The organism is Micromonospora echinospora, from assembly GCF_014203425.1.
In the GTDB taxonomy this organism is placed as follows: Bacteria; Actinomycetota; Actinomycetes; order Mycobacteriales; family Micromonosporaceae; genus Micromonospora; species Micromonospora echinospora_A.
The window spans coordinates 4,033,058-4,056,662 of record NZ_JACHJC010000001.1 but is presented as its reverse complement, the minus strand read 5'-3'; the positions used below and the strand labels follow the sequence as shown (position 1 = coordinate 4,056,662).

Genomic DNA, 23,605 nt, shown 5'->3' with positions numbered 1-23,605 from the left:
CCGTCGGAGGGGCCGTGGACGACCATCTAGGCGTGGGAGGAAGCAAACAGGACGAGGAGCGGCTGCTGCGGCGGGTCGCGCGGGCCGATCTGGACGCGTTCGACGAGCTGTACCGGCGTACGTCGCCGTGGCTCGCGATCCGGCTGCGACGACGCTGCGCGGACGACGGCATCGTCGCCGAGGTCCTCCAGGACACGTACCTCACCGTGTGGCGGGCCGCCGGCTCGTTCTCCGGCATCCGGCGCTCCGGTGGGTCGGACGCGCCGGGCGGCTCGGCAGCCGGCTGGATCTGGACCATCGCGGCCCGGCGTCTGGTCGACGCGCTGCGCCGCCGCGCCCGCGTCCAGGAGGTGCCCACCGACGTGCTGCCGGTACGCAGCGCGCCCGCCGCCGAGGACGAGGCGCTCGCCGGGTCGATGAGCCTGGAACTGGGCGCCGCCCTGGACGCGCTGGCCCCGGAACTGCGGGCGGTGCTGGCCGCGATGGTCCTGGACGGGCTGACGGTCCGGGAGACCTCGGTCCTGCTGGGGGTGCCGGAGGGCACCGTGAAGAGCCGGGCGCGGCGTGCCCGCAACGCGCTACGGGAGGCGCTGGCATGACCGCTCACGTACCACAGTCGGCCCTGGCGGCGTACGCCGCGGGCAGCCCTGACGACGCCGCCACCTGGACGGTCGAGGTGCACCTGGAGGGCTGCGCCGAGTGCCGTCACCGGCTCGGCGAGCTGGCCGCCCCGCCGCTGCGGACGCTGCTCGGCGACGCCCGGGAGGCGATCCTGGAACAGGCCCGCACCGGGCCACGACCGACGCCCCGGCGACCGCTGCGGCGGTGGTGGCTGCGCTGGACCGACTGGTCGCTGCTGGCCTGGGCCGCCCTGACGGGCACCGCGATCCTCGCCGCGGTGCTGCTGGACCGCAACTACCCGGACCGCCCCTCGGCGGTGCTGCTGCTGGCCCCTGTCGCGCCGCTGGCCGGGCTCGCGGTGGCCTGGTCCCACCGGGCCAACCCGGCCTGGGAGGTGGTCGCCGGCACCGCCCGCGCCGGACTGGAACTGCTGCTGCGCCGTACCCTCGCGGTTCTGCTCCTGGTGGCGCCAGTGCTGGCGGTGGCCGGGCTGGCGGTCGGCCGCAACCCCGTGCTGTGGCTGCTGCCGTGCCTGACGTTCGTCGCGGCGACGCTGCTGCTCGGCAGCCGCGTCGGCGTGCCGCTGGCGGCCGCCGTGCTGGGCGGCGGCTGGCTCGCGGCGGTCGCCGCGTTGTCGTTCGCCGGCGGGCCCGACCTGGCCCGCGCGGCCGCCGCGACCGAGGCCCTGATCCGGCCCGCGACCATGCCCGTCTGGGCGACGGCCGCCGTCGTGCTCACAGTGCTGTCCGTTCTGCGCGCCGACCACCTGCGACGACCCGGCTGGCGCTGACTCCGCACCCCATGAAACGACCACACGGCGCCCGCCCGGCGCCGCGACCGACAGTGCCCGAGAAGGAGACGACATTGGTACGCGCAGTGAGCGCCGACGAGGTGGCGCCGACCCGGCACGCCTGGCGGATCGAGGCGGTGGGACTGTCGGTGAAGGCCGGACGACACCTGGCCGTCGACAACCTGGGCCTGACGCTCGGCGCCGGCGTGCACGGGCTGCTCGGCCCGAACGGCGCCGGCAAGAGCACGCTGATGCGCGCGCTGGCCACTGTGGTCAAGCCGCACGGCGGCGTGCTGCGGCTGCTCGGCGCGGACGCCACCGCCAGCCGGGAGCTGCGGCCGGTGCGCCGCCGGCTCGGCTACCTGCCGCAGCAGTTCGGCTACTACCCGCGGTTCACCGTCCGGGAGTACGTCGAGTACGTGGCCTGGCTGCGGGAGATGCCGGCCTCGGCGGTGCCGGCCGCGGCCCAGCGGGCAATCGACCGGGTACGCCTCACCGACCGGGCCGACGCCAAGCTCAAGTCGCTGTCCGGCGGGATGCTGCGCCGCGCCGGCATCGCGCAGGCGATCGTCAACGAGCCGGACCTGCTGCTGCTCGACGAGCCGACTGTCGGCCTGGACCCGGAGCAGCGGGTCGAGTTCCGTGAGCTGATCCGCGAACTCGGCACGGACGCCTGCGTGCTGGTCTCCACCCACCTGGTGGAGGACGTGGTGGCGGCCTGCTCCGACGTCATCCTGATGGACCACGGCGCCCGCGTCTTCCAGGGTCTGCCCGCCGACCTGATCCGCCACGGCGAGACCGGCGGCGTCGGCGACAGCGCCGCCGAGCGCGGCTACTCGTACCTCCTCCAGCAGCACCGGGGCGCCTGATGATCCGACAGGTACGCGTCGAACTGCGCCGCTCGAACGCCCCGGCCGTGGCGGTGCTGCTCCTCGCCATCGGGATCCTCGGCGTCGCGAGCATGTACAGCTTCTGGCAGGGACAGTGGCTGCGGTTGGGCTACGTGCACTCCTCCGCCATGTTCTTCCTGATGCCACTGGCGCTGGCCGGCGGCGCGGTACTCGGTCGCCGGGACCGGCGTACCCGCGCCGACGAGCTGATGAACAGCACCGGCCGGCCCCGCTGGCAACGCGCGCTGCCCGCGATGACCGCGCTCGGCGTCGCCGTCGCGGCCGCGCACCTGCTCGTGCTCGCCGGCGGCGCGGCGCTGGTCGCCACCGGTGGCGCCTACCTCGGCGTACGCGGGCTCGCCGGGCCCCTGGTCGACGTGCTGGTGCTCGTCGGCGCGGCCTGGTGCGGCACGGCCGTTGGCCGCCTGTGGTCCTCGCCGCTGCTGCCCCCGCTGCTGGCCGCCGCCGCGCTGGTGGCGCAGGAGGGCACGTCCCTGATCGCGGGCGTCGACAGCACGCTGTCGAGTCCGTCGCTCATGATCAACTGGCCGCCGGACACGCCCTGGGAGACGCTGTCGGACCGGCTGCTGCTCAGCCGGCTGGCGCTGGGGGCCGGGCTGGTGCTCGCCGGGCTGCTGTTGGCGGCGGGCGGGTCGTGGCTGACCCGGGCCGGCGCGTTCGCGAGCCTCGCCGGCGGCGTGGCGGGTCTCGTGCTGATCGGCGTGCCCGGCCCGGCCGGAATCTGGCAGCTCGACGCGGGAGCGCGCCGCTACGTCTGCGCCGACGGCACGCCGCAGGTGTGCGTCACCGCCGTCAACGCGCACCTGTTGCCCGAGGTCACCACCGAGGCCCGCCGGGGACTGCGCGCGCTGGCGAAGCTGCCGAACGCGCCGACCCGCGCGGTGGAACTGCGGCTGGACACCATCGGCAGCAACGACAGCGAGCAGTGGCACCGGCCCAAGCCGGCACCGGGCACCGTGCAGTTCCTCCTGGAGGTCGACCCGGACACCGGCCGGGCCGCCGACGTGGCCGAGCGCATCGCCCTGGGCGGCGGCACCATGTGGTCCGGCTGCGGGCGCAGCGGCGACGACATCGCCCCGGCGATCGCCGCGGCCTGGCTGCTGGACGCCGAGACGGTACGGCTCTGGGACTCCTGGACCGGATACCGGTACGCCGACGAGCAGCAGGACGAGATCCGGGCCGGGGTGCGGCAACTGCGCGCGCTGCCCGAGCCGGAGCAACTGCGGCGGGTCACCGCGCTGCGGGACGCGGCCGCGCGCTGCGAGCCGGACCTGATGCCGGCGCTCACCGGACGGGCCGCGCCGTGACCCGCTGGCTGCCGCTGTACGTGCGGTCCCGCCGGCTGCCCGCCGCCCTGGCCGGATCCGCGGTCGCCGTCGCCGTGATGGCCGTCTCCTGGGCCGCCTTCACCGACCGGCCCGAGGTGCCGGCCGGCCTCGCCGTGCTCACCACCGCGCTGGCGGTCGCGCCGCTCGGGCCGACGCTCGCCGGCACCGACCCGGCGCTGGAGCGGACCGCCGCGTGGCAGTGGGCGCCGCGCCGGGCCGGGCACCTGCTCGCGTACGGCGTGGTGGTGGTCGGGCTGCTGGCCGCCGCCCGCGCCCTCGGCGCCGACTTCGGGCCGCTGTCCGTGCTGGCCCGCAACACGGCCGGGCTGATCGGGCTGGTCGGACTCGGCGCCGCGCTCGCCGGCGCGCGGGCCGCCTGGCAGGTGCCCACCGCCTGGGCCGCGCTGGGGGCGTTCCTGGCCGCGCCGGGCGGACCGCAATGGCGGCAGGTCGCGTTGTGGATGGCGCAGGAGCCGGGCAACCGGATCGCCGCGGTCACCGCCACGACGTTCCTTCTCGGCGGCGTCGTCGCGTACGCGCTGCGGGTGGGCCCGCAGGTCGCGGCGGCCGAGGCGGCGCTGGAACAGTGACGTGCCGGGCCTCGTCGCGCGTCCACCGCGCGGCGAGGCCCGGCCGACGTCAGGCCAGCGGCACCCAGGCCAGGGTGGTCATGCCGGACAGGGCGGTCGCCTTGAGCCCGGCTTCGGAGACCGTCCAGAGCACACCGTCGATCATCAGCGAACGGCGGATCGCCACCCACTCGCCGCCGTCGGCCACGCTCCCCGGATGGTCCACCGCGCCGGCCACCGTGAAGCCCTTGTCGCCGAGCCGCAACGCCAGCACACCACCGGACGGCGGGCGCTTCGTGCCGTCGGGCCGATCGGTGTCCACGCCCGGCTGCCGTACCGGGATCACCATCAGCCGCTCGGGCGGCCAGTAGAGGAACGCGTGCGGGTCGTGCTCCGCCTCGGACCAGCCGCCGGCGACGTGGTGCTGGGCGATCCGCGCCGGCCGGGCCGGGTCGGCGACGTCGAACAACGACACCTGGGTGCCCGTCACCCGCCCTCGGTCGGTCGCGTCCTGCCCGACCCCGATCAGCCGGCCGTCGCCGGCCGGATGCAGGTACGCCGAATACCCGTTGATCTTCAGTTCGCCGGTGACCCGGGGCTTGGCCGGGTCCCGCAGGTCCACGCCGTACAGCGGGTCGGTCTCCCGGAACGTCACCACGTACCCGGTGCCGCCGATGAACCGGACCGCGTAGATCCGCTCGCCCTTGCCGAGGCCGGTGACCGCGCCGACCCGCTTGAGCGTGGGACCGTCGGCGCGCAGCACGTACACGCCGGACTGCGAGGCGTTCCCCCGGCCCCACCTGTCGCCGATGGTGGTGGCGACCCGCAGGTGACCGTCCCACTCGGACAGCGCGTACTGGTTGATCAGCCAGCCGGGCACTGATCCGGCGGCGACGTAGCGCGGCGTGCCCGCAGCGGTGTCGAACTGGTAGATCTCGGTGCCGTCGTCGCGCGCCGCCGGTGACGGAGCGCGCCACGCCCGCCAGCGCTGGTCGTTGGCGATGTAGAGGCGTTGACCGTTGCTGTACACGGTGTCGCCGTCCGCGAACACGGTGACCGGGTCACCGGCACCGAGCGCGGGCGCGGCCAGGTCGAAACTGAGCACGGTGAGCATCGAGGCGGCGGAGAAGCCGGCCGGCCGGCTGACCCGGTCGCAGCCGACCCGACCGCTGCCGACCGTGCGGACGCTGTCGCGGACCTCGTACCGGGGCAGCCAGTCGTCGAGCGTGGCCTTGTCGACGACCGCGCGGTTCGCGGCGGTCCGCTGCGCGTCGGTACGCTTTCCCGAAGGCTGCGGAAATTCGAGCCGGTGACCGGAACTGATCACGATGCGGGCGGTCGCGCCGACCTGCCGGGCGTCGACCATCCGGCCGTCGATCCAGTACTCGCCGACGACGCGCGGCGCTGCGGCGAGGTCGACCAGGACCAGCCGGGCCTGCCCGACCATGCCGGGTGCGGGACGCCGACCAGGCACCGCGGACTTGGGGACCGTTCCGGCGCGCAGCAGCACGAGCGCGCGGTCCCCGTGCAGCAGCAGGTTGCCCTCCTGACCGGAGAACCGCTCGGCGGCCGGGTCGAGCGCCAGCCGGGCGGTCTGCCGGCGGGTCACCGGGTCGACGACCGACAGCACGCCCCGGCCGTACGTGACGATGCGCCGGCCGTCGGTCTTGACCAGGTCCGGTTCGTCCACGCCCGCCTCGTGCACGTTCGTGCCGGAGAAGTCCGGCGTGGACGCCGGCCCGGCCGCTTTCGCGGCGCCGCCGTCGACCCCGGACTCCGCGCTGAACCGGAGCATGTCGTGGTTCGGCCCGAGACCCCACGGTCCCACCGCGGCCCGCGCGGCCGCCCGGATCTGCCGCAGCGCCTCGTCGCAGGAGTCGAAGGCGACGAGCCGTAATCCACCGGCCGGAACGGGCCGGCCGGTGGGCGGCTGATCGGCCGGCGGTGACGCGGTGCAGCCACCGAGGGCCAGCGCGGCGGCCATCGTCCATCCGATCGTCCGGGATCTGCGACACGTCATGGACCGTCAGACGCGGCCGCGGCGAGCACGGTTCCCGGCCGCATGCGCTCAGCCGCCGGCCATCGCGCCGAGCACGATGAACGGCTCCTTGCCTGTGACGACCTCCTCGGGCAGCGGATCGTCCGGCGACTCGTTCGACAGGTCCAGCTCGCAGGCGTAGAAGCGGACGAACGGCCGGCGCTTCCCGCTGTGCCGGTCGCGGATCGTGCCGAGCAGCATCGGGTACGCCGCCTCCAGCGCGTCGAGCACCTCCCGCTGGGTGGGCGGCCCGGCCACCTCGACGCGTACCTCGCCGGTGACGTGCGCCAGGTTCTTCAGGTGCGCCGGTAACACCACCCGGATCACGGCAGCACCTGGACCTCGACCGAGAGCACTCCCGGCAGGTCACGCACGATCGGCGCCCAGGTGTCGCCGCCGTCGGCCGAGTGGTAGACCTGACCGCCGGTGGTGCCGAAGTAGATTCCGCAGGGGTCGAGCGTGTCGACGGCCATCGCGTCGCGCAGCACGTTGACGTAGCAGTGCGACTGCGGCAGCCCTTCGGTCAGCGGCTCCCAGTGCTCACCGCCGGTGCGGCTGCGGTAGACGCGCAGCTTGCCCTCCGGCGGGTAGTGCAGCGAGTCGCTGGTGATCGGCACCACGTAGACCGTCTCCGGCTCGTGCGCGTGCACCGCGATCGGGAACCCGAAGTCCGTCGGCAGGTCGCCGCTGATCTCCCGCCAGTTGCCGCCGGCGTCGTCGGTGCGCATGACGTCCCAGTGCTTCTGCATGAACAGCGTGTCCGGCCGGGACGGGTGCTGGGCGAGGCGGTGCACGCAGTGCCCGACCTCGGAGTCGGTGTCGGGGATCTCGCCGGAACGCAGTCCCTTGTTGATCGGCAGCCAGCTCGCGCCGCCGTCGTCGCTGCGGAACGCGCCGGCCGCCGAGATCGCGACGTAGATCCGGTCCCGGTCGGCCGGGTCGAGGATGATCGTGTGCAGGCACATCCCGCCCGCGCCGGGCTGCCAGGACGGGCCGGTCGGATGCTGCCGCAGGGCGGTCAGCTCGGACCACTTCTGGCCGCCGTCGGTGGACAGGTAGAGGGCGGCGTCCTCACCGCCCGCGTACACGGTGTCCGGGTCGTGGCGGGACGGCTCCAGGTGCCAGATCCGCTTGAACTCCCACGGGCGCGGGGTGCCGTCGTACCAGAGGTGCTGCCCCACCTCGCCGCTGTAGGCGAAGTCGTTGCCGACTGTCGTCCAGTTCCGGCCGCCGTCGTCCGAGCGCTGGATCAGCTGCCCGAACCAGCCGCCGGACTGGGACGCGTAGAGCCGGTCCGGTTCGACAGGTGAACCTGTGAGGTGGTAGATCTCCCATCCGCCGAAGTGCGGTCCGTCGACCGTCCAGTCGTCGCGCTTGCCGTCCGACGTCAGAATGAACGCGCCCTTGCGCGTGCCGACAAGTACCCGTACGCCGCTCATGTCTCGTCCTCCATCCAGGTGTCTTCCCTGCACTGACCGCGCGCCCTGCCGAAACTCATCGTCGTGGTACTCCCCGGCTGTGACATTTCTCCGCCGCACGCGCGAGGGCCCGCGCGCCACGCCGGAGCGGCGGGATTGTCGGGGGCCGCGGCTAGCCTGCGGGCATGACCGGCCCCGGAGACGTTCCGCCCGAGCACCTCGACCACCTGCGCCCGGTCTGCCTCGGCCTGCCGGACGCCTACGAGGAGCCGGCCTGGGTGGGCGTGCGGTGGCGTGTCCGCGGCCGGACGTTCGCCCACGTGCTCACCGTCGACCCCGGCCACCAGGCCGCGTACGCGCGGGCCGCGGCGACCGACGAACCGGTCTGTGTGATGACGTTCCGCTCCCCCGGCGACGAGATCGCCGGGCTGCTCGCGGCCGGGCCGCACTTCTTCAAGCCGGACTGGGCCGCCGACGTGGTCGGCCTGCGGCTGGACGCCGACACGGACTGGACCGAGGTCGCCGAGCTGCTCACCGAGAGCTACTGCGTGCTGGCCCCGAAGAAGCTGGTCGCGCTCGTCGACCGGCCGGGCTGAGTCAGCCGAGCTTCTTGCGCAGCGTCTCGAACGCCAGGTCCGGCCGCAGCGGCAGGCCGAAGCGCTCGTCGCCGTACGGGAACGGGCTCAGCTCGCCGGTGCGGACGTAGCCGCGCCGCTCGTACCAGGCGATCAGGTCGTCGCGCTGGACGATCACGGTCATCCGCATCTCCCCGGCGTGCCACTGCTCGGCCGCGTAGCGCTCGGCCTCGGCCAGCAACTCCCGGCCCAGGCCACCGCCCTGCCGGCCGGGGCTGACCGCGAACATCCCGAAGTAGACGTGGTCGTCGCGGCGTTCCAGCTGGCAGCAGGCGAGCAGGTCGCCGTCCTGCTCGGCGACCAGCACCACGCCGTCGGCGGCGGTGACCGCCGAGGCGACCATGTCCGGGTCGGTGCGCTGCCCGGCCAGCAGGTCCGCCTCGTGGGTCCAGCCCTGCCGGCTGCGCTCACCCCGGTACGCCGACTCGATCAGGTCGACGAGGGCGGCCACGTCGTCGGGGCGGGCGACCCGGACGGCACGGGATGCGGGGCTGGTCATGGCGGTTCTCCACGGTCGCGACTGCGTACCTGGTCAGGGTACGCACGCGGGCGTCGCGGACGGCGGCCGGGACCACCGGGCGGGACGGCTGGTGGTTCACTGCCCGGCATGGAGACGACGATCGGCGCGGCGGGACTGCCGGGGATGCTGGACCTGCCGGCCGGGCCGGTACGCGGCGGCCTGGTGGTGCTGCACGGCTCGCACGCCGGGCAGCGTTCCCACTTCCTGTACGCGCACCTGGCCCGGCTGCTGCCTCCGGCCGGGATCGCGGTGCTGCGCTACGACCGCCGCCCCCGCGTCGACGGGCACGACGTGCCACTTGCCGACCAGGCCGAGGACGCCTGCGCCGCGCTCGCCGAGCTGCGCCGGCACGTCGGGGCGGTTCCGGTCGGGCTCTGGGGGTTCAGCCAGGGCGCGTGGGCGGCGACGCTCGCCGCCACCCGCTGTCCGGTCGACTTCCTGGTCCTGGTCGGGTGCAGTGCTGTGAGCCCGGCCGCGCAGATGCGCTACGCGACGGCCGAGCAGCTCCGCCGCCACGGCTACGGGCCGGCCGACCTGGCCGAGCTGGCCGAGCTGCGCCGGCTGGCCGAGGGCTACCAGCGCGGCGAGGTGTCCCGCCCGGCGGCGCAGGCGGCGCTGGACGCGGCGGCGCGGCGGCGGTGGTTCCCGCTGACGTTCCTGCCCGACGAGCTGCCGGAGCGGCCCGGCGCCTGGACCGACATGGACCACGACCCGGCGCCGGTGCTGGCGCGGCTGACCGGCCCGGTGCTGCTCTGCTACGGCGAGACGGACGCCTGGATCCCGATCGAGGACAGCCTCGCGGTGTGGCGGCGGACGGCCCGGAACATCGAGCTGACAGTGGCCCGGCTGGCCGGCTGCGACCACGCCCCCACGCTCGGCGAGAGCGAGGATCTGGACGGCGTCAGCCCGCAGTACGAGCGGCTGCTGCTCGACTGGCTGGACCGGACGCTGCCGCCGGGCTGAGCGGCCGGGCGCCGCAACAGGCGGTCGCCCACCCCGCGTGACCCGGCTACGCTGCCGCGCATGGACGCCGATCTGCCCACCTTCGAGTTCGCCTTTCCCGGCCCGCTGCGCGACCAGCTCGTCGCCGCCGTGCTCGACGGCAGCAAGACCACCACCACCGGGCTGCTCCAGGACTACGAGATCGACGGTGAGCCGCTGCCGGCAGTCGGCACCCGGTCGGCGGTGATCGACTCCGACGGCCGGGCGGTGGCGGTGATCGAGCTGGTCGAGGTCCGTGTCGCCCGCCTCGGCGACGTCGATCTCGACCACGCGCGGGACGAGGGCGAAGGGTTCGACACTGTCGCCGCCTGGCGGGCCGGTCACGAGCGGTTCTGGCACGGCGACGACTACCGCGGCTGGCTCGGCGACCCCGCGTTCACGGTCGACGACGACACCCTGGCCGTGCTGGAGCGCTTCCGCCTGGTCGAGACGCTCTGACCACGTGCCGGGCTCACGGGCCGGCTCACGGGCCGGCGAGCCAGGCGCGCAGCTGGTCGCCGTGCTCGTCCAGCTCCGGCGGCGGCAGGTCGTAGCGGGGCGGCGCCCCGGACAGGCCGATCGGGTTCCGGATCCCCGGCACCCCGCCGGTCGTCACCACCGGCTCCAGGCCCAGCCCCTGCGCCAGCGCCACGCCCTCGGCCACCGAGTTGATCGGGCTGCACGGCACGCCCGCCGCGCGCAGCTCGCCGAACCACTGCGCGCTGCCGCGCCGGGACAGCGCCGCCACCAGCAGCGGCCGCAGCTCGTCGCGGTGCGCGGTGCGGTCGGCGTTGCGCCGGAACCGCTCGTCGTCGGCCAGCTCCGGCACGCCCAGCACCCGGCAGAGGGTACGGAACTGCGCGTCGTTGCCGGCGATCACCACCAGCTCGCCGTCGGCGGTGGGCAGCGGCTCGTACGGCACGATGCTCGGGTGCGCGTTGCCCATCCGGTGCGGCTGCGCTGCCCCGGCCACGTGCGCGCTGGTGTGGTTGACCAGCCCGGACAACGCCGAGGAGAGCAGGTCGACGGTGACGTGCTGCCCGCGCCCGGTCGACTCGCGGTGCCGCAGGGCGGCCAGGATCCCGACCGCCGCGTGCAGCCCGGCGATCACGTCGAACACTGCGACGCCGGCCTTGTAGGGCGGGCCGTCCGCGTCCCCGGTGAGGCTCATCAGCCCGGCGGCGGCCTGCACCATCAGGTCGTACCCGGGCAGGTCGGCGCCCCCGGCGGCGCCGAAGCCGCTGATCGAGGCGTAGACCAGGCGGGCGTTGCGGGCGGTGGCCGTGTCGTGGTCGAGGCCGAAGCGGCGCAGCGCGCCCGGGCGGAAGTTCTGGATCAGCACGTCGGCCCGGTCGGCCAGCCGGTGCGCCAGCGCCAGGTCGCCGGGGTCGGTCAGGTCGAGGACCAGTGAGCGCTTGTTGCGGTTGACCGCCAGGTAGTAGGTGGAGACGTCGTCGCGCACCGGGGGCCGCCAGCCCCGGGTGTCGTCGCCGCCCGGCGACTCCACCTTGACCACGTCCGCGCCGAGGTCGGCCAGGAGCATCGTCGCGTACGGCCCGGCGAGGATCCGGGAGAAGTCGGCGACCAGCACCCCGTGCAACGGACCCGACATGCCCATCCCTCCCTCGCCGCCGACCACGATGACACATTCCTGACGGCGGACCGGGCAGGGGTGGCCCGTCCGGCTACGGTCACGGTACGTCGGGACGTACCGGGAAAGGGGTGCCCGTGCCGCTGCTCAGCCGGCTCGCCGAGGCCACCGACGAGCGTCCGGGCGCGATCCGGGTGCAGGACCGGTCGCTGTCCTGGGTGGAGCTGCGCCGGGCGGCCGCCGCGGTCGCAGACGACCTGCGCGGCGCGACCCGGGTGGCGGTGCCCGCCACGGCGAGCCTGGAGACGGTGGTCGGCGTGGTCGGCGGGCTGCTCGCCGGCGCGGCAGTGGTGCCGGTGCCGCCCGACGCGGGCCCGATGGAACGCGACCACATCCTGCGCGACTCCGGCGCGGAGCTGCTGCTGGCGGTGCCGGGCACGCGGGAAGCCGATTCGCCGCCGCTCGTGCCGCTGAACCTGGCCCGGCGCTCGGACACCAGGCACCCCGAACCCGACCCGGCGGCCACCGCGCTGATCCTCTACACCAGCGGCACCACGGGCGCGCCCAAGGGCGCGGTGCTGTCCCGACGGGCGGTCGCCGCCTGCCTGGACGGGCTCGCCGACTCCTGGGCGTGGACGCCGGACGACCTGCTGGTGCACGGCCTGCCGCTGTTCCACGTGCACGGGCTGGTGCTCGGCGTGCTCGGCCCGTTGCGCGTCGGCAGCCGGCTGCGCCACGTGGGCCGTCCGCACCCCGAGCGGTACGCGGGCGCGGGCGGCTCGCTGTACTTCGGCGTACCCACCATCTGGTCGCGGATCGCGGCGCAACCGGCGGCGGCGCGGGCGCTGCGCGGCGCCCGGCTGCTCGTGTCCGGCAGCGCGGCGCTGCCCGAGCCGGTCTTCACGGCGCTGGCCGGGCTGACCGGGCACCGGCCGCTGGAGCGGTACGGCATGACCGAGACGCTGGTGACGGTGAGCGCCCGCGCGGACGGTCCCCGGCGGCCCGGCATTGTGGGCGTGCCGCTGCCCGGCGTGCACACGCGGGTGCGCGACGAGCACGGCGGCCCGCTGCCGGCCGACGGCGCGGCCATGGGTGAGCTTCAGGTACGCGGCGGCACGCTCTTCGACGGCTACCTGAACCGGCCGGACGCCGACGCGGCCACCCGAACGGCCGACGGCTGGTTCCGCACCGGCGACGTCGCGACGGTCGACCCGGACGGCGCCCACCGCATCGTCGGCCGGGCCGCCACCGACCTGATCAAGAGCGGCGGGTACCGGATCGGGGCGGGCGAGGTCGAGGACGCGCTGCTGGCCCATCCGGGCGTGCGGGAGGCGGCGGTGGTCGGCACGCCCCACCCCGACCTGGGGCAGCAGGTCACCGCGTACGTGGTCGGCGACGGCGTGACCGAGGCGGAGCTGATCGACTTCGTGGCGCGGCACCTGTCCGCGCACAAGCGCCCCCGGCAGGTGCGGCTGGTCGGCGCGCTGCCCCGCAACGCGATGGGCAAGGTGCAGAAGACCCTGCTGACCGAGACGTGACCCGTACCCCGCCGGGAACCAGCGCGCCCCTCCCGACGACTATCCCTACATGGCGTGTGAGCAGTGGCGGGAGATCCTGTCGGCACAGCTGGACGGTGAGGCGTCCCGCTCGGAGATCGAGGCGGCCGAGGCGCACCTGACCGGGTGCGCCGGCTGCCGGGGCTGGTTCGACTCGGCCGCGGCGGTCACCCGGCGGGCCCGTACGCAGCTCGCCCCGCGCGTACCCGACCTGGTCGACGCGGTGCTCGCCGCCGCGCCGCCGCCCCGGCCGAGCCGCCGCCAGCGGATCGCGCTCGGACTGCGCGGGGCGCTCGGGCTGCTCGGTGCGGTGCAGCTCGTGCTCGGCCTGGCCCAGATCGGCCGGGAGGCGGTCGTCGCGCACGCGCACGCCTCCGGCCAGCACCTGTGGCACGAGTCCGCGGCGTGGAACGTGGCAGTCGGCGCCGGGTTCCTCTACGTGGCGGCACGCCGGTCCACGCCGTCCGGCCTGCTGCCGATGCTCAGCGCGTTCGTCGCCACGCTGGTGCTGCTGTCGGTGAACGACCTGATCACCGGTCAGGTCGCGATGACCCGGCTGGTCAGCCACGGCTTCCTGCTCGTCGGCTGGGCCGTGATGCTGGTGCTGTCCCGGCCGGGCTGGCGCCCCGGCGACACGCCACCCGGGCGGGGCCGGTCGAGCGGATCGCGGTGGGCGCTGCGCGCCGAGGAACCGGCCGCGCCGGCGCCGCTGCGGCTGGTACGCCCCGGCCCGTACCCCGCACAGGCCCGCGACCGGCGCGCCGCCTGACGCGCGATGCCGCGCGGGGCCTGAGCCACCGGCTCGGCGCCGCCTGACGTGATGCCGCGCGGGGTCTGCGCCACCGGGCCGGCGGCGCGGCGCGGGCGGCCGGTGACGCCGCGCGGGTGTCAGCGGGCCCGGCGGTCGCGGACGTCGCCGGACCAGGCGGCGGCCAGGTCCTCCCGGGCGCGGGCGACCCGGGACCGAATGGTGCCGACCGGGCAGCCGCACACCTCGGCGGCCTCGGCGTAGGACAGGCCCAGCACCTGGGTGGCCACGAACGCCTCCCGCCGGTCCGGGGCGAGCGCCGCGATGAGCCCGCGCAACACGACCCCGTCCTCCCCGCCGCGGGTCACCGCCCCGGCCGCCTCGGCGGCGGTCTGCCAGTCCGCCAGCGCGGCCGTCCGGGGCCGCGCGGTCGCCGCCCGGACGTGGTCCACAGCGACCCGGCGGGCGATGGTGAAGACCCAGGTACGCGCCGACGACCGGCCCGCGAATCCGGGCAGGCTGCGCAGCGCGCGCAGGAACGTCTCCTGGGCCAGGTCGTCGGCCTCGGCCGGTCCGGCCAGGTGGGCGAGGAACCGCCACACCGGCGCCTGGAGCGCACGGACGAACGCGGCGGCGGCCAGCCGGTCGCCGCGGGCGGCGCGCCGGGCCCACCCGGTCACCTGCTCGTCGTCGGCGTCCGGGCTCATCGGCGGCCGGCCCCAAGGCCCGACATGGTCATGCCGGACGGTACGGATCCGCAGCCCGCTCGGTTCATCCCTGGCGTCCCTCCTGCCACCGGGCCTGACTGTCGGCGACCACCGGTTGGTCGGCCGGCCGCCCGGAAAAGTTCCCGAACCGGTCAGTCGTCGACGCAGACGGTGACCGGCCCGACCCGCAGGACGCCGTCGGTGAGCGGCGCGCAGCGCACGCCGCTCCGGCGTCGCATCGCCTTCCAGGTGCCGGGCGCGACCACCACGTCGAGCCAGGCGCACGGCGGCGCGGCCCGGTGCACCCGCAGGCGGACGGGACCGTCGCCGGAGTCGAGGGTGAGCACCCGGCCGACGAGTTCGTCCACCGGGATGCCGTCGGTCAGCACGTTGCGCCGCAACTGGGTGAGGTCCGCGCCGGGCGGCAGCGACTCCCGCGCGATCAGCGTGACGCTCGCCTGCCGGTGCGCCGGGCGGCCGAAGTAGCGGTCACCGACGATGCCGAGTCCGGCGCGCACCTCCACCCGCTCGACCAGTTCACCCGGCGGCGCGGGGGCGGGCCCGTCCGCGGGGCGGCCCACGTACCGGTGCACGGGCGAGGCCAGCAACTGGACGATCCGCGGCATGCCCCGAAGTGTAATCGTGGGCATACCATCGCCAAACCGGACGATAGCCGCGCTCACGTATCCGTGCCGCGAGCAGGCCGTTGTACCAGGTGTGACGGCGAGGCGACCCGACGCGATCGGGGCTCATCCCCGGCGGCGGCTGGCCTGGGCGCGGCGCGAGAACGAGCGCCGGCGCCAGGCGTACGAGGCGGCGGCGCGGGCCTGGCGGCGGCGCGCGGAGCACCTCGACCGGCTGCGGATCGAAGCGGCAGACTTCCGCGGATGCGTCCTGCCGGGCACCGCGCTACCGGTGCCGCTGGACGACGGCGAGGTCGTCTACCGCATCCTGCCCACCGTCGACCTGGTCGAGGCCACGGCCCGGCACCTGCCCGGACTGTCGGTGCCGGGCGGCACGCTCGCCGGCTGTCTCGACCCGGCCGAAGGCCCGCTACCAGCGGGGCTGCGCGTGGTCGCCAGCGGCGCCGCGGTGGTGACCGACCGGCGGGTGGCCTTCGCCGGGCCCGACGTCGGGCGGGAGTGGCCCCTGCGGAGTCTGCGCGGCCCCGGGCACCACCCCGGCCGTCCGGTCACCCTGCTGCACGGCGCCGACGGCGGCGCACCGGCGGGCCTGCGCGTGCCGGCGCCGGGCGCGGCGAACGCCCGGTTCTACCTCACCCTGGCCCACGCCGACGCCACCGGCACGCGGAAGGCGGTGGTCGAGGACGTCGAGGCGCTGTGGTCGGCCCACCGGGCCGCCCGGCCCCGGCCGCCCCGGCCGCTCGGGCCGTACGACGCCCCTGCCGAACGAGCGCTCAACCAACGGCTGGCGGCGGCGGGCGTCACGGCGGTGGCCGTGCTGCTGGGCGTCACCTCGGCCGGCACCTGGACGGCGACCGCCGGGCAGACCCATCCGGCAGGCCGAACCGCGACCCACCCGGCGACTGCTCCCGCGCCGGCCGTCTCGTCAGCGCCGCCCGCGGCGACTCCGGTCGGCCCGTCGGCTCCCCCGGCGCCCCGGCCGCCCCGGCCCGCGCCGCGACCTCCGGCCGCCGGTTCGGGTGATCGAGTCCTCACCACCGCGCCACCTGCCGCCGGTTCCCCGTCGACCCATTTGAGCGGCCGTACGCCCGTGATCGTCGAATCGTCCGGCCCACCCGCCGATCCGGGGATCCCGGCGCCGAGCGTGAGCCCGACGGCTGATCCGGCTCCGACCGGGGAGCCCGGTCCGACAGCGGAGCCGAGCCCGTCCGCCGCATCAGCCGAGCCGAGCATCCTGGACCTGATGGGCCTGCCCCTCGGCCTGGACGTCAGTTCCGGCGCAACAGCCCAGGCAGACGCAACGCTCCCCTGACGCCGTCCCCACGCCGTTCTCCCGCGCCCTCTCGCCCGCAGTCGCCACGCCCGCCCTCGCGGTCACCGCGCCTCACCCACGCCGTCGATCTTGCACTTGACGCCCCGCACATGCCGGATTCATCCCGCTTCAGGCGGGCCGAAAGTGCAAGATCGCGGGACCGAGGGGCGGGTGGGTGGGTGGGGTCAGGGGGTTTGGGGGGTCAGCAGGTAGTCGCCGTCTTCGGGGCTCCAGCGGAGCTCCACGACGCCGCCCGTCGCGGCCGCCTTGCAGAACTGCAGGAAGCCGCGATATCCGAGCTTCTTCTCGCTGAAGTCGGGCCGGGCGCGCCGGAGCTGGTCCTTCAGCCCGGACAGCGCCACAGTGCCGCCCTCGCCGGCCAGGTCCACCACCACGGAACGCAGCAGCCCGAACGCGACGTCCCGGTCTCCCTGCTCCGGAAGCGACACCTCCGGGTCACCCTTTGCCGGCCCCGCCGCCAGCTCCACCACGTTGCGCGCGGCGAGGTGGCGCAGCAGCTCGCCGAACGTACGGAAGCCGTAGTCGGACTCGCTGAACGTGGGGTCCTTCCGCAGCAGGGCGCGCTTGAGCGCGGAGGCGGTCACGTCGCCGCTCGAGCTGCCCTGCATACCGGCCACTGTCTGCACGAGCTGGACGGCGAGTGTGTCGACGTCCCGTGCCCGCCCCTCCTCGGCCGGCGCGGCCTCCGCCAGCGGTTCCACTGCCGGTTCCGCCGCCGGACCGGGCGGCGTCGTCCGGGCCGGACGCGACCGGCGGGCGGCCGGCGGCGGTACGTCGACGCCTTCGAGGCGGTCGTAGTAGAGGAACTCGTCGCAGGCCGGCGGCAGCAACGCGGAGGTGGACTTCTCCACCCCGACGCCGATCACCCGCTTGTTGAGTTCGCGCAGCTTGTGGACCAGCGGGGTGAAGTCGCTGTCACCCGTGCAGATCACGAACGTGGAGATGTAGCCGCGCTCGAACGCCAGCTCGACCGCGTCCACCGCCATCTTGATGTCCGCGGCGTTCTTCCGGGAGGCGCCCATCCGCTGCGGAATCTCGATCAGCTCGACGTGCGAACGGGTGAGCATCCGCCGGTCCTCGTCGAAGTACGACCAGTCCGCGTACGCCCGGCGCACCACCACCCGCCCTCGCTCGGCGAGGGCGTCGGCGATCGGCCGGAAGTCGAACGCTCCGCCACCGTGGTGGTCGCGTACGCCCAGGGCCAGGTTCTCGTAGTCGAGGAAAAGCGCGATGCGGTCTTCGTGATCCACACTGGCAGCCTAGCCCGGCCGGGCCGCCGCGCCGGTCAGCGCCGCTCGTCGCGGTACACGGTCTCGCGGCGGGCCAGGCGCTGGATCGCGTAGCTGCTCACCAGGAGCAGCAGCGCCAGCACCACCTCGACGCCGGCGACCGTGCCGGTGGCGACGGTGAGGCCGAGCAGCAGCAGGATGATCCCGACGACGGCGAGCAGACCCGCGAGCAGCAGGCGGTTACGCCGTCGCGCCGACCGCTGCGCGTCGTCTGCGCTCACGCTGCCCGCCTCTCCCCTGCTCCTGTGCCGATCGTAGGCGCTCGTCGCGGCCCGGGTGGCGGGTTGGCTGCGCGGACACGGCACGGGGCCGGACGCCTGGGCGTCCGGCCCCGTGCCACGGCGGCGGTCAGTGGATCGGCACCGCCATCGGGCGCTTGTCCTCGCCCGTCTCGCCGTCGAGCAGGTGCGACGGCTCGCGCCGGCGCGGCAGGAAGGCGGCCGGGACGAAGGTGAGCAGCACCAGCCCGAACGCGACCCAGAACGTGGTCGAGAAGGCGCCCGCGGCGTAGTCGAGCCCTCGCTCGATGAGCGACGGCGGCACCGGGAACTGCTGGATCAGCTCGGGCCGCTGCTGCGCGGCGATGGCGAGCTGGGACTCGGTCAGCGGGGCGCCGGTGCCCGGGTCGGTCACGCCCGGGATCGGCCGCGAGCCGTTCAGCTCGCTGGTGAGGATGACCGACATGATCGCGGCGCCGATCGATCCGCCGATCTGCTGGAGGATGTTGACCAGCGTGGAGCCGCGAGCCACCTCGGCGGCGCTGAGTGTCTTCAGCGCCGAGGTCATGATCGGCATCATCGTGCCGCCCATGCCGAGGCCCATCACGAACAGCGAGCCGCAGAGCAGCCAGTACGAGGTGTCGGTGCCGAGCTGCGTGAAGGTGAAGAACCCGGCTGCGATGAGCACCAGCGCGAAGGGGACCGTCCGGCCGACCGGCACCCGGTCGGCGAGCATGCCCGCGATCGGCATGGTCAGCATGGCGCCGATGCCCTGTGGCGCGATCAGCAGGCCCGCCGCGAGCGTCGTCTCGCCGCGTACCTGCAGGAAGTAGCTCGGGAACAGCAGGCCGGCGCCCATGAACGCGATGATGAACACGAACATGGTGATCGCGGCGACGGTGAGGTTGCGGTTGCGGAACAGCCGCAGGTCGAGCAGCGGGTGCCGGGGCCGGAACGAGTAGGCCACGAAGGCGACCACGAGCGCGCCGCCGGCCAGCATCGGCAGCCAGACCTTGGTGTCGGCGATCGTGCCGGTCTCCGGCAGCGTGGAGATGCCGTACAGGAACAGGGCCAGGCCCGGCGAGAGCATCAGCATGCCGAGGAAGTCGAACGACTGGGACGGCTCGGCGTTGTCCTTCGGCAGGGCGAGCTGGGCGTAGATCAGCGCGACCACGCCGATCGGCAGGTTGATCAGGAAGATCCAGTGCCAGCTGGCGACGTCGATCAGCCAGCCGCCGAGGATCGGGCCGGTGATCGGGCCGAGCAGCATCGGGATGCCGAGCACGGCCATCAGGCGGCCGATGCGGTGCGGGCCGGCGGCCCGGGTCATGATCGTCATGCCGAGCGGCATGAGCATGCCGCCGCCGAGACCCTGGACCACACGCCAGGCGATCAGCTCACCGATCGAGTCGGCCGTGGCGCACAGCCCGGAGCCGATGGTGAACAGCGCCAGCGCCACCATGTAGAGGCGTTTCGTGCCGAACCGGTCGGCGGCCCAGCCGCTGAGCGGGATCACGGTGGCCAGCGCGAGCGTGTAGCCCGTCATGGTCCACGCGACGCGCGCGTACGAGGCGTCGAAGTCGCTCTGGAACGTCGGGAGCGCCACGCTGACGACTGTCACGTCGAGGATCGACATGATCGCGCCGAGCACGACGACGCCGGCCACCTTGAGCACCGCGGCGTCGAGTTTCGTCGACGTCGCGACGGGTTGCTGGGTCACTTACGGTCTCCTGGATCCGGTTCGGCTGCGGGGAAGGCGGGGGTCGCCACGCACCGTCCGGGCGCGGGCGGAACGCGCGGCGGGGCGACGTCCGGCGGGAAGCCTAACCACGACCGGTGACGCGCCGCGGCGGGTTTTGCCGACTGACGAACGTCCCGGACCTGCGCACGGCCGCACGGCGGGCCGGCGGCTCACGGAAAAGGGTGGTTGCGCGCCGATTCGGGCGGCTGGGCGGGACGGCGGGCGCAACGGCGACGTGACGAAGGTCATCACGCGTCCGGGCAGCTCGGGGTGCATGCCGACGCGCCGTTTCAGCCCATCTGACCCATCAGTTCGATCTCGGCGGTCCGGGAGCGCTCGACCCGGCGGGCCAGCTCGCGTACCCGCTCGCTGGTGCCGGCGGTGATCTGGGCGCGGGCCAGCTCGGCCGCGGCGCGCTGGTGCCGGCTCAGCACGTCGAGCAGCACCCGGTCGGCGTCGGCGGGCGCGGCGGCGCGCAGCCGGGCCAGTCCGGCGGCGGCGTCGCTGTGCCCGGAGTGGTCGTGCCGGGCGGCCGCGGCGGCGGCCGACGGGCCGGCGTCGCGCAGCCACTCGCGCATGGTGACCAGCTCGTCGGTCTCGGTGGCCCGCACGGCGGCGATCAGCGTGCGGATGTGCGAATCGGTGACGCGGTCGAGGCCGAGCCGGACGATCTCCAGCGTCTGCTCGGTGTGGGCCACCAGCATGGCCAGGAACAGCGCGTCGATCCCGCTGACCGTGGCGTCCGCGCCGGGCGGGACCGAGGCCGTGGCGGACGGGACCGGCGGGGACGGATCAGCGGCGGGCGGCCCGCCGCACCCGGGCAGGGCCAGCACCACGCCGAGCAGGGCGGCGGCGGACGCGCGGCGGAGCCGGGGACCGGCCGGCTCCGCCGCGCGGGTACGCGGCCTCAGACCTGCTGCCACAGCGCCGGCACGTTCGGCGGCTCCCAGCCGGCGATGGCGGTGTGCGCCTGGCGGCAGCGGTAGGTGCGGCCGTCGTAGGTCACCGTGTCGCCGACCTGGTACGTCCGCCCGGCCGTCCACGTGCCGCCCGGCGCCGGCGTGCTGGTCCGGGTGGGCGTGGGTGAGGGCGCGGGGGTGGTCGGCGCCGCCGTCGGGGTGGGCGACGGGGTCGGGTTGCCGCCACCGCCGCCGATCTGCAGATCGACACAGGAGTAGAAGGCGTTGGCGGTGTCGGAGATGTTCCAGATGGCGAGCAGCTTCTGCCGGCCGGAGAAGCCACCCAGGTTGACCGTGTGCGACACGGTCGCGCCGGGCTGGCGGCCGCCGCCGTCGACCACCGCGACCCGGGTGCCGCCGATCCAGTACTCCCAGTTTGCGGTGGCGTGCCGGGCCGTGTTGACCCAGGTGAACGTGGCGGTGCTGCCCACCGAGGTGGCCGGCCAGTTGCGGCTGTCGTCGTTGAGTACCGCGAACTGGGCGATGCCGGCGTGGCAGCTGCGCAGGCCCTTGGGGCCCTCGACGCTCTGCGGCTCGTACTTGATCTGGCCGCAGTCGGGCACCCGGTTCTGCGCGCAGAGCGCCTGGCGGCTGGGCGGCGACGAGACGTAGCCGTGGGCCTGCGCGGGCGCGGCGAGCGCCAGCGTGCCGGTCACGGCGCCGGCGGTGAGCAGCGGGAGGGTGATTCTTCGGCGCATGGTGGCAACTCCTTCAGGGGAAACGGAAGGTGCCCCGAACATAAATTAAACATTGTTAACAGTAAAGACTCCTGTCTATAAATTAAGCCCTGCACTCCCCAACGCCGGGCGTATGATCCTCGTCGATGGCTCGCCGCGCGGAGCCGATCGTCGTTCGTGGGCATCCCGCCGCCGTCACGGCTCCGGGAGGACGACGCAGAACCGGGCATCTCCCCGTCGTTCCACTCCCCCGAAGGACTTCCCCGGATGAGAAGACCCACTGCGTTCGCGGCCAGCCTGCTGCTGCTCGCCACCGCGCTCAGCACCGTCGGCGGGCCGGTCGCCGCCGCCGACCCCACCGGTCCGGTCACCGTCACCGTGAACACCCGCGCCGGGCTGGCCACCGTCCCGGCCACCGCGCTCGGCGTCAACCACGCCATCTGGGACGCGCAGCTCGGCAGCGCCGAGACGTCCGACCTGCTCAAGGCGGCGGGCGTGAAGATGCTGCGCTACCCCGGCGGCTCGTACGCCGACATCTACCACTGGGAGACGCACACCGCGCCCGGCGGCTACGTCGCGCCGAACACCGACTTCGACACGTTCATGGCCGGCGCCCGGCGCGTCGGCGCCGAGCCGATGATCATCGCGAACTACGGCACCGGCACGCCCGCCGAGGCGGCGGCCTGGGTCCGCTACGCCAACGTCACCAAGGGCTACGGCGCCAAGTGGTGGACCGTCGGCAACGAGAACTACGGCAACGGCCACTACGGCTCGGCCTGGGAGGCGGACGACCACCCGGACAAGAGCGCCTCCCAGTACGCGCGGCTGGTGATCGAGTACGCCGACGCGATGAAGGCGGTCGACCCGAGCATCAAGGTCGGCGCGGTGCTCACCATGCCCGGCAACTGGCCCGACGGGATCACCGCCGGGTCCGACCCGGGACCGTGGAACCAGACCGTGCTCTCCCTCGCCGGCCCGAAGATCGACTTCGTGGACGTGCACTGGTACCCGGGCGGCAACGCCGCCGACTCGCTGGCCCGCACCAACCACCTGCCCGACGCGGCCTGGCTGCTGCGCCAGCAGATCGCCCGGTACGCCGGCCCCGGCGCCGACCGGATCGGGATCAGCTTCACCGAGCTGAACGTGGACGCCGGGCGCACCACCGCGCCCGGCGCGCTGTTCCTCGCCGACGCCTACAGCGGCCTGCTGGAGCAGGGCGTCTTCACCGTGCAGTGGTGGAACGTGCACAACGGCATCGGCACGGTCTCCGAGGTGGCCGGGCAGACCGACTACGGCGACTTCGGGATGCTGTCCAGCGGCAACTGCACGAGCGACGGCGAGGTGTGCCAGCCGCCGTTCAACACCCCGTTCGCGCCGTACCACGCGATGTCCATGATGAACCTGTTCGCCCGGCCCGGTGACCAGCTCGTCCGCGCCGGGACCGACCAGCCGCTCGTCGCCGCGCACGCGGTCCGGCGGCCGGACGGCACCGTTGCGGTCCTGCTGCTCAACAAGGACCCGGACACGGCGTACCCGGTGGCGCTCGACTACGCCGGGTTCACCCCGGCCGACGAGGCGCCGACCGTGCACACCCTCGCCAACGGCGCGACCGGGATCAGCACCGGCCGCTCGGGCAGCGCCACCGTGCGCACGCTGCCGCCGTACTCGCTGACCACGCTCGTGCTGCGACCGGCCGGCAGCTCGGCCGGGCGGCCCGGCGCCCCGGGCCGGCCGACGGCGAGCGCGGTGACCGACCGCGCGGCGACCATCTCCTGGCCGGCGGCCACGCCGGGCGCGTCCCCGATCGCCAAGTACGAGGTGCACAGGCAGTACGGCGCGGTCAGCGAGCAGCTCGGCGAGACCGCCGGCACGTCGCTGACGGTGGGCAACCTCGAGCCGGGCGCCCGCTACACGGTCAACGTGCTGGCCCGGGACACCGCCGGGCGGGTCTCGTGGTCGTCGCCGCCGCTGACCTTCGCCACCGGCAGCCCGGCCGAGAGTTCCTGCGCGGTGCGCTTCAACGACGACAACGACTGGGGCAACGGGTACGTGGCCAACGTCGAGGTGATCAACACCGGCGCGAAGGCGCTGGACGGCTGGACGCTCACCTGGACCTGGCCGACGGCCTGGCAGCAGGTGAACAGCGGGTGGAGCGCCACCTGGAACCAGGAGGGCCGACAGGTCCGGGTGACGCCCACCGACGACAACCGGCGGCTCGCCGCCGACGGCGGGAGCACGACCGTCGGGTTCGTCGGGGCGTACAGCGGACCGAACGTGCCGCCGGGCGCGTTCCGCCTCAACGGGACCGTCTGCACCCTGCACTGACCGGCG

24 protein-coding genes are annotated in these 23,605 nt (G+C 74.6%); 12 read left to right on the top strand and 12 right to left on the bottom strand.

Annotated features, from left to right (window positions below; all coding sequences use genetic code 11):
* Positions 1-14: 14 nt before the first annotated feature.
* From FHU28_RS18790 to FHU28_RS18770, 5 genes are all read left to right on the top strand, one after another.
* On the top strand, positions 15-599 hold the full coding sequence (locus tag FHU28_RS18790) for an RNA polymerase sigma factor (RefSeq protein WP_311773616.1): 585 nt from the start codon (positions 15-17) through the stop codon (positions 597-599).
* Positions 596-1,411, top strand: coding sequence for a zf-HC2 domain-containing protein (locus FHU28_RS18785; protein WP_184685853.1), 816 nt, complete (start codon positions 596-598; stop codon positions 1,409-1,411). The genes FHU28_RS18790 and FHU28_RS18785 overlap by 4 nt, the downstream gene beginning before the upstream one ends.
* 74 nt (positions 1,412-1,485) lie before the next feature.
* The gene (locus FHU28_RS18780; protein ID WP_184685852.1) at positions 1,486-2,280 is read left to right on the top strand and encodes an ABC transporter ATP-binding protein; all 795 of its coding nucleotides are present in this window, start codon (positions 1,486-1,488) and stop codon (positions 2,278-2,280) included.
* Complete coding sequence (locus tag FHU28_RS18775) at positions 2,280-3,629, top strand: hypothetical protein (protein WP_184685851.1); 1,350 nt, start codon at positions 2,280-2,282, stop codon at positions 3,627-3,629. Before FHU28_RS18780 ends, FHU28_RS18775 begins: the two co-directional genes overlap by 1 nt.
* Positions 3,626-4,240, top strand: coding sequence for a hypothetical protein (locus FHU28_RS18770; protein ID WP_184685850.1), 615 nt, complete (start codon positions 3,626-3,628; stop codon positions 4,238-4,240). Before FHU28_RS18775 ends, FHU28_RS18770 begins: the two co-directional genes overlap by 4 nt.
* 49 nt (positions 4,241-4,289) lie before the next feature.
* On the opposite strand, the gene FHU28_RS18765 is transcribed toward FHU28_RS18770, so the two are convergent.
* From FHU28_RS18765 to FHU28_RS18755, 3 genes are all read right to left on the bottom strand, one after another.
* Positions 4,290-6,203 (bottom strand): beta-propeller domain-containing protein, encoded by a 1,914-nt coding sequence (locus FHU28_RS18765; protein WP_184685849.1) that lies wholly within the window; start codon positions 6,201-6,203, stop codon positions 4,290-4,292.
* 84 nt (positions 6,204-6,287) lie between these two features.
* Positions 6,288-6,584: a MoaD/ThiS family protein gene (locus FHU28_RS18760; RefSeq protein ID WP_184685848.1), complete on the bottom strand. Its 297-nt coding sequence runs from the start codon at positions 6,582-6,584 to the stop codon at positions 6,288-6,290.
* A complete protein-coding gene (locus FHU28_RS18755) occupies positions 6,581-7,696 on the bottom strand; it encodes a WD40/YVTN/BNR-like repeat-containing protein (protein ID WP_116505569.1) in 1,116 nt (371 codons plus the stop codon). The genes FHU28_RS18760 and FHU28_RS18755 overlap by 4 nt, the downstream gene beginning before the upstream one ends.
* Positions 7,697-7,860: 164 nt before the next feature.
* Here FHU28_RS18755 and FHU28_RS18750 point away from each other — a divergent pair, with 164 nt between their 5' ends.
* A complete protein-coding gene (locus FHU28_RS18750; protein WP_184685847.1) occupies positions 7,861-8,271 on the top strand; it encodes an MmcQ/YjbR family DNA-binding protein in 411 nt (136 codons plus the stop codon).
* A 1-nt stretch (position 8,272) separates the two neighbouring features.
* On the opposite strand, the gene FHU28_RS18745 is transcribed toward FHU28_RS18750, so the two are convergent.
* Entirely contained in the window at positions 8,273-8,809 is a 537-nt protein-coding gene (locus tag FHU28_RS18745) for a GNAT family N-acetyltransferase (protein ID WP_184685846.1), read from the bottom strand.
* Between the two features lie 108 nt (positions 8,810-8,917).
* On the opposite strand from FHU28_RS18745, the gene FHU28_RS18740 reads away from it, so the two are divergent.
* Positions 8,918-9,793, top strand: a complete 876-nt coding sequence (locus FHU28_RS18740) for an alpha/beta hydrolase family protein (protein ID WP_184685845.1) — start codon at positions 8,918-8,920, stop codon at positions 9,791-9,793.
* Positions 9,794-9,853: 60 nt separating this feature from the next.
* Positions 9,854-10,270, top strand: coding sequence for an ASCH domain-containing protein (locus tag FHU28_RS18735; RefSeq protein WP_184685844.1), 417 nt, complete (start codon positions 9,854-9,856; stop codon positions 10,268-10,270).
* Between the two features lie 25 nt (positions 10,271-10,295).
* Here the strand turns inward: FHU28_RS18735 and FHU28_RS18730 are convergent, their stop codons facing one another.
* Positions 10,296-11,423: a CaiB/BaiF CoA transferase family protein gene (locus FHU28_RS18730; RefSeq protein WP_184685843.1), complete on the bottom strand. Its 1,128-nt coding sequence runs from the start codon at positions 11,421-11,423 to the stop codon at positions 10,296-10,298.
* Between the two features lie 116 nt (positions 11,424-11,539).
* Between FHU28_RS18730 and FHU28_RS18725 the strand changes: the two genes are divergently transcribed.
* Positions 11,540-12,940, top strand: a complete 1,401-nt coding sequence (locus FHU28_RS18725; RefSeq protein ID WP_184685842.1) for an acyl-CoA synthetase — start codon at positions 11,540-11,542, stop codon at positions 12,938-12,940.
* A gap of 49 nt (positions 12,941-12,989) precedes the next feature.
* On the top strand, positions 12,990-13,727 hold the full coding sequence (locus FHU28_RS18720; protein WP_116505560.1) for a zf-HC2 domain-containing protein: 738 nt from the start codon (positions 12,990-12,992) through the stop codon (positions 13,725-13,727).
* Between the two features lie 119 nt (positions 13,728-13,846).
* Here FHU28_RS18720 and FHU28_RS18715 read toward each other — a convergent pair whose 3' ends face one another.
* Together FHU28_RS18715 and FHU28_RS18710 are read right to left on the bottom strand one after the other, a co-directional pair.
* On the bottom strand, positions 13,847-14,413 hold the full coding sequence (locus FHU28_RS18715) for a sigma-70 family RNA polymerase sigma factor (protein WP_184685841.1): 567 nt from the start codon (positions 14,411-14,413) through the stop codon (positions 13,847-13,849).
* 152 nt (positions 14,414-14,565) lie between these two features.
* Entirely contained in the window at positions 14,566-15,039 is a 474-nt protein-coding gene (locus FHU28_RS18710) for a molybdenum cofactor biosysynthesis protein (RefSeq protein ID WP_184685840.1), read from the bottom strand.
* Between the two features lie 91 nt (positions 15,040-15,130).
* On the opposite strand from FHU28_RS18710, the gene FHU28_RS18705 reads away from it, so the two are divergent.
* Complete coding sequence (locus tag FHU28_RS18705; protein ID WP_311773615.1) at positions 15,131-16,369, top strand: hypothetical protein; 1,239 nt, start codon at positions 15,131-15,133, stop codon at positions 16,367-16,369.
* 185 nt (positions 16,370-16,554) lie between these two features.
* Here FHU28_RS18705 and FHU28_RS33090 read toward each other — a convergent pair whose 3' ends face one another.
* From FHU28_RS33090 to FHU28_RS18680, 5 genes are all read right to left on the bottom strand, one after another.
* On the bottom strand, positions 16,555-17,640 hold the full coding sequence (locus FHU28_RS33090) for an NYN domain-containing protein (protein WP_184685839.1): 1,086 nt from the start codon (positions 17,638-17,640) through the stop codon (positions 16,555-16,557).
* A gap of 35 nt (positions 17,641-17,675) precedes the next feature.
* A complete protein-coding gene (locus FHU28_RS18695; protein ID WP_073829615.1) occupies positions 17,676-17,900 on the bottom strand; it encodes a hypothetical protein in 225 nt (74 codons plus the stop codon).
* A 127-nt stretch (positions 17,901-18,027) separates the two neighbouring features.
* A complete protein-coding gene (locus FHU28_RS18690) occupies positions 18,028-19,617 on the bottom strand; it encodes a DHA2 family efflux MFS transporter permease subunit (protein ID WP_184685838.1) in 1,590 nt (529 codons plus the stop codon).
* A 311-nt stretch (positions 19,618-19,928) separates the two neighbouring features.
* Positions 19,929-20,561, bottom strand: coding sequence for a DUF305 domain-containing protein (locus FHU28_RS18685; RefSeq protein ID WP_184685837.1), 633 nt, complete (start codon positions 20,559-20,561; stop codon positions 19,929-19,931).
* Positions 20,546-21,295, bottom strand: coding sequence for a lytic polysaccharide monooxygenase (locus tag FHU28_RS18680; protein ID WP_184685836.1), 750 nt, complete (start codon positions 21,293-21,295; stop codon positions 20,546-20,548). Before FHU28_RS18680 ends, FHU28_RS18685 begins: the two co-directional genes overlap by 16 nt.
* A 246-nt stretch (positions 21,296-21,541) precedes the next feature.
* Between FHU28_RS18680 and FHU28_RS18675 the strand changes: the two genes are divergently transcribed.
* The gene (locus FHU28_RS18675; RefSeq protein ID WP_184685835.1) at positions 21,542-23,599 is read left to right on the top strand and encodes a cellulose binding domain-containing protein; all 2,058 of its coding nucleotides are present in this window, start codon (positions 21,542-21,544) and stop codon (positions 23,597-23,599) included.
* Positions 23,600-23,605: the final 6 nt, after the last annotated feature.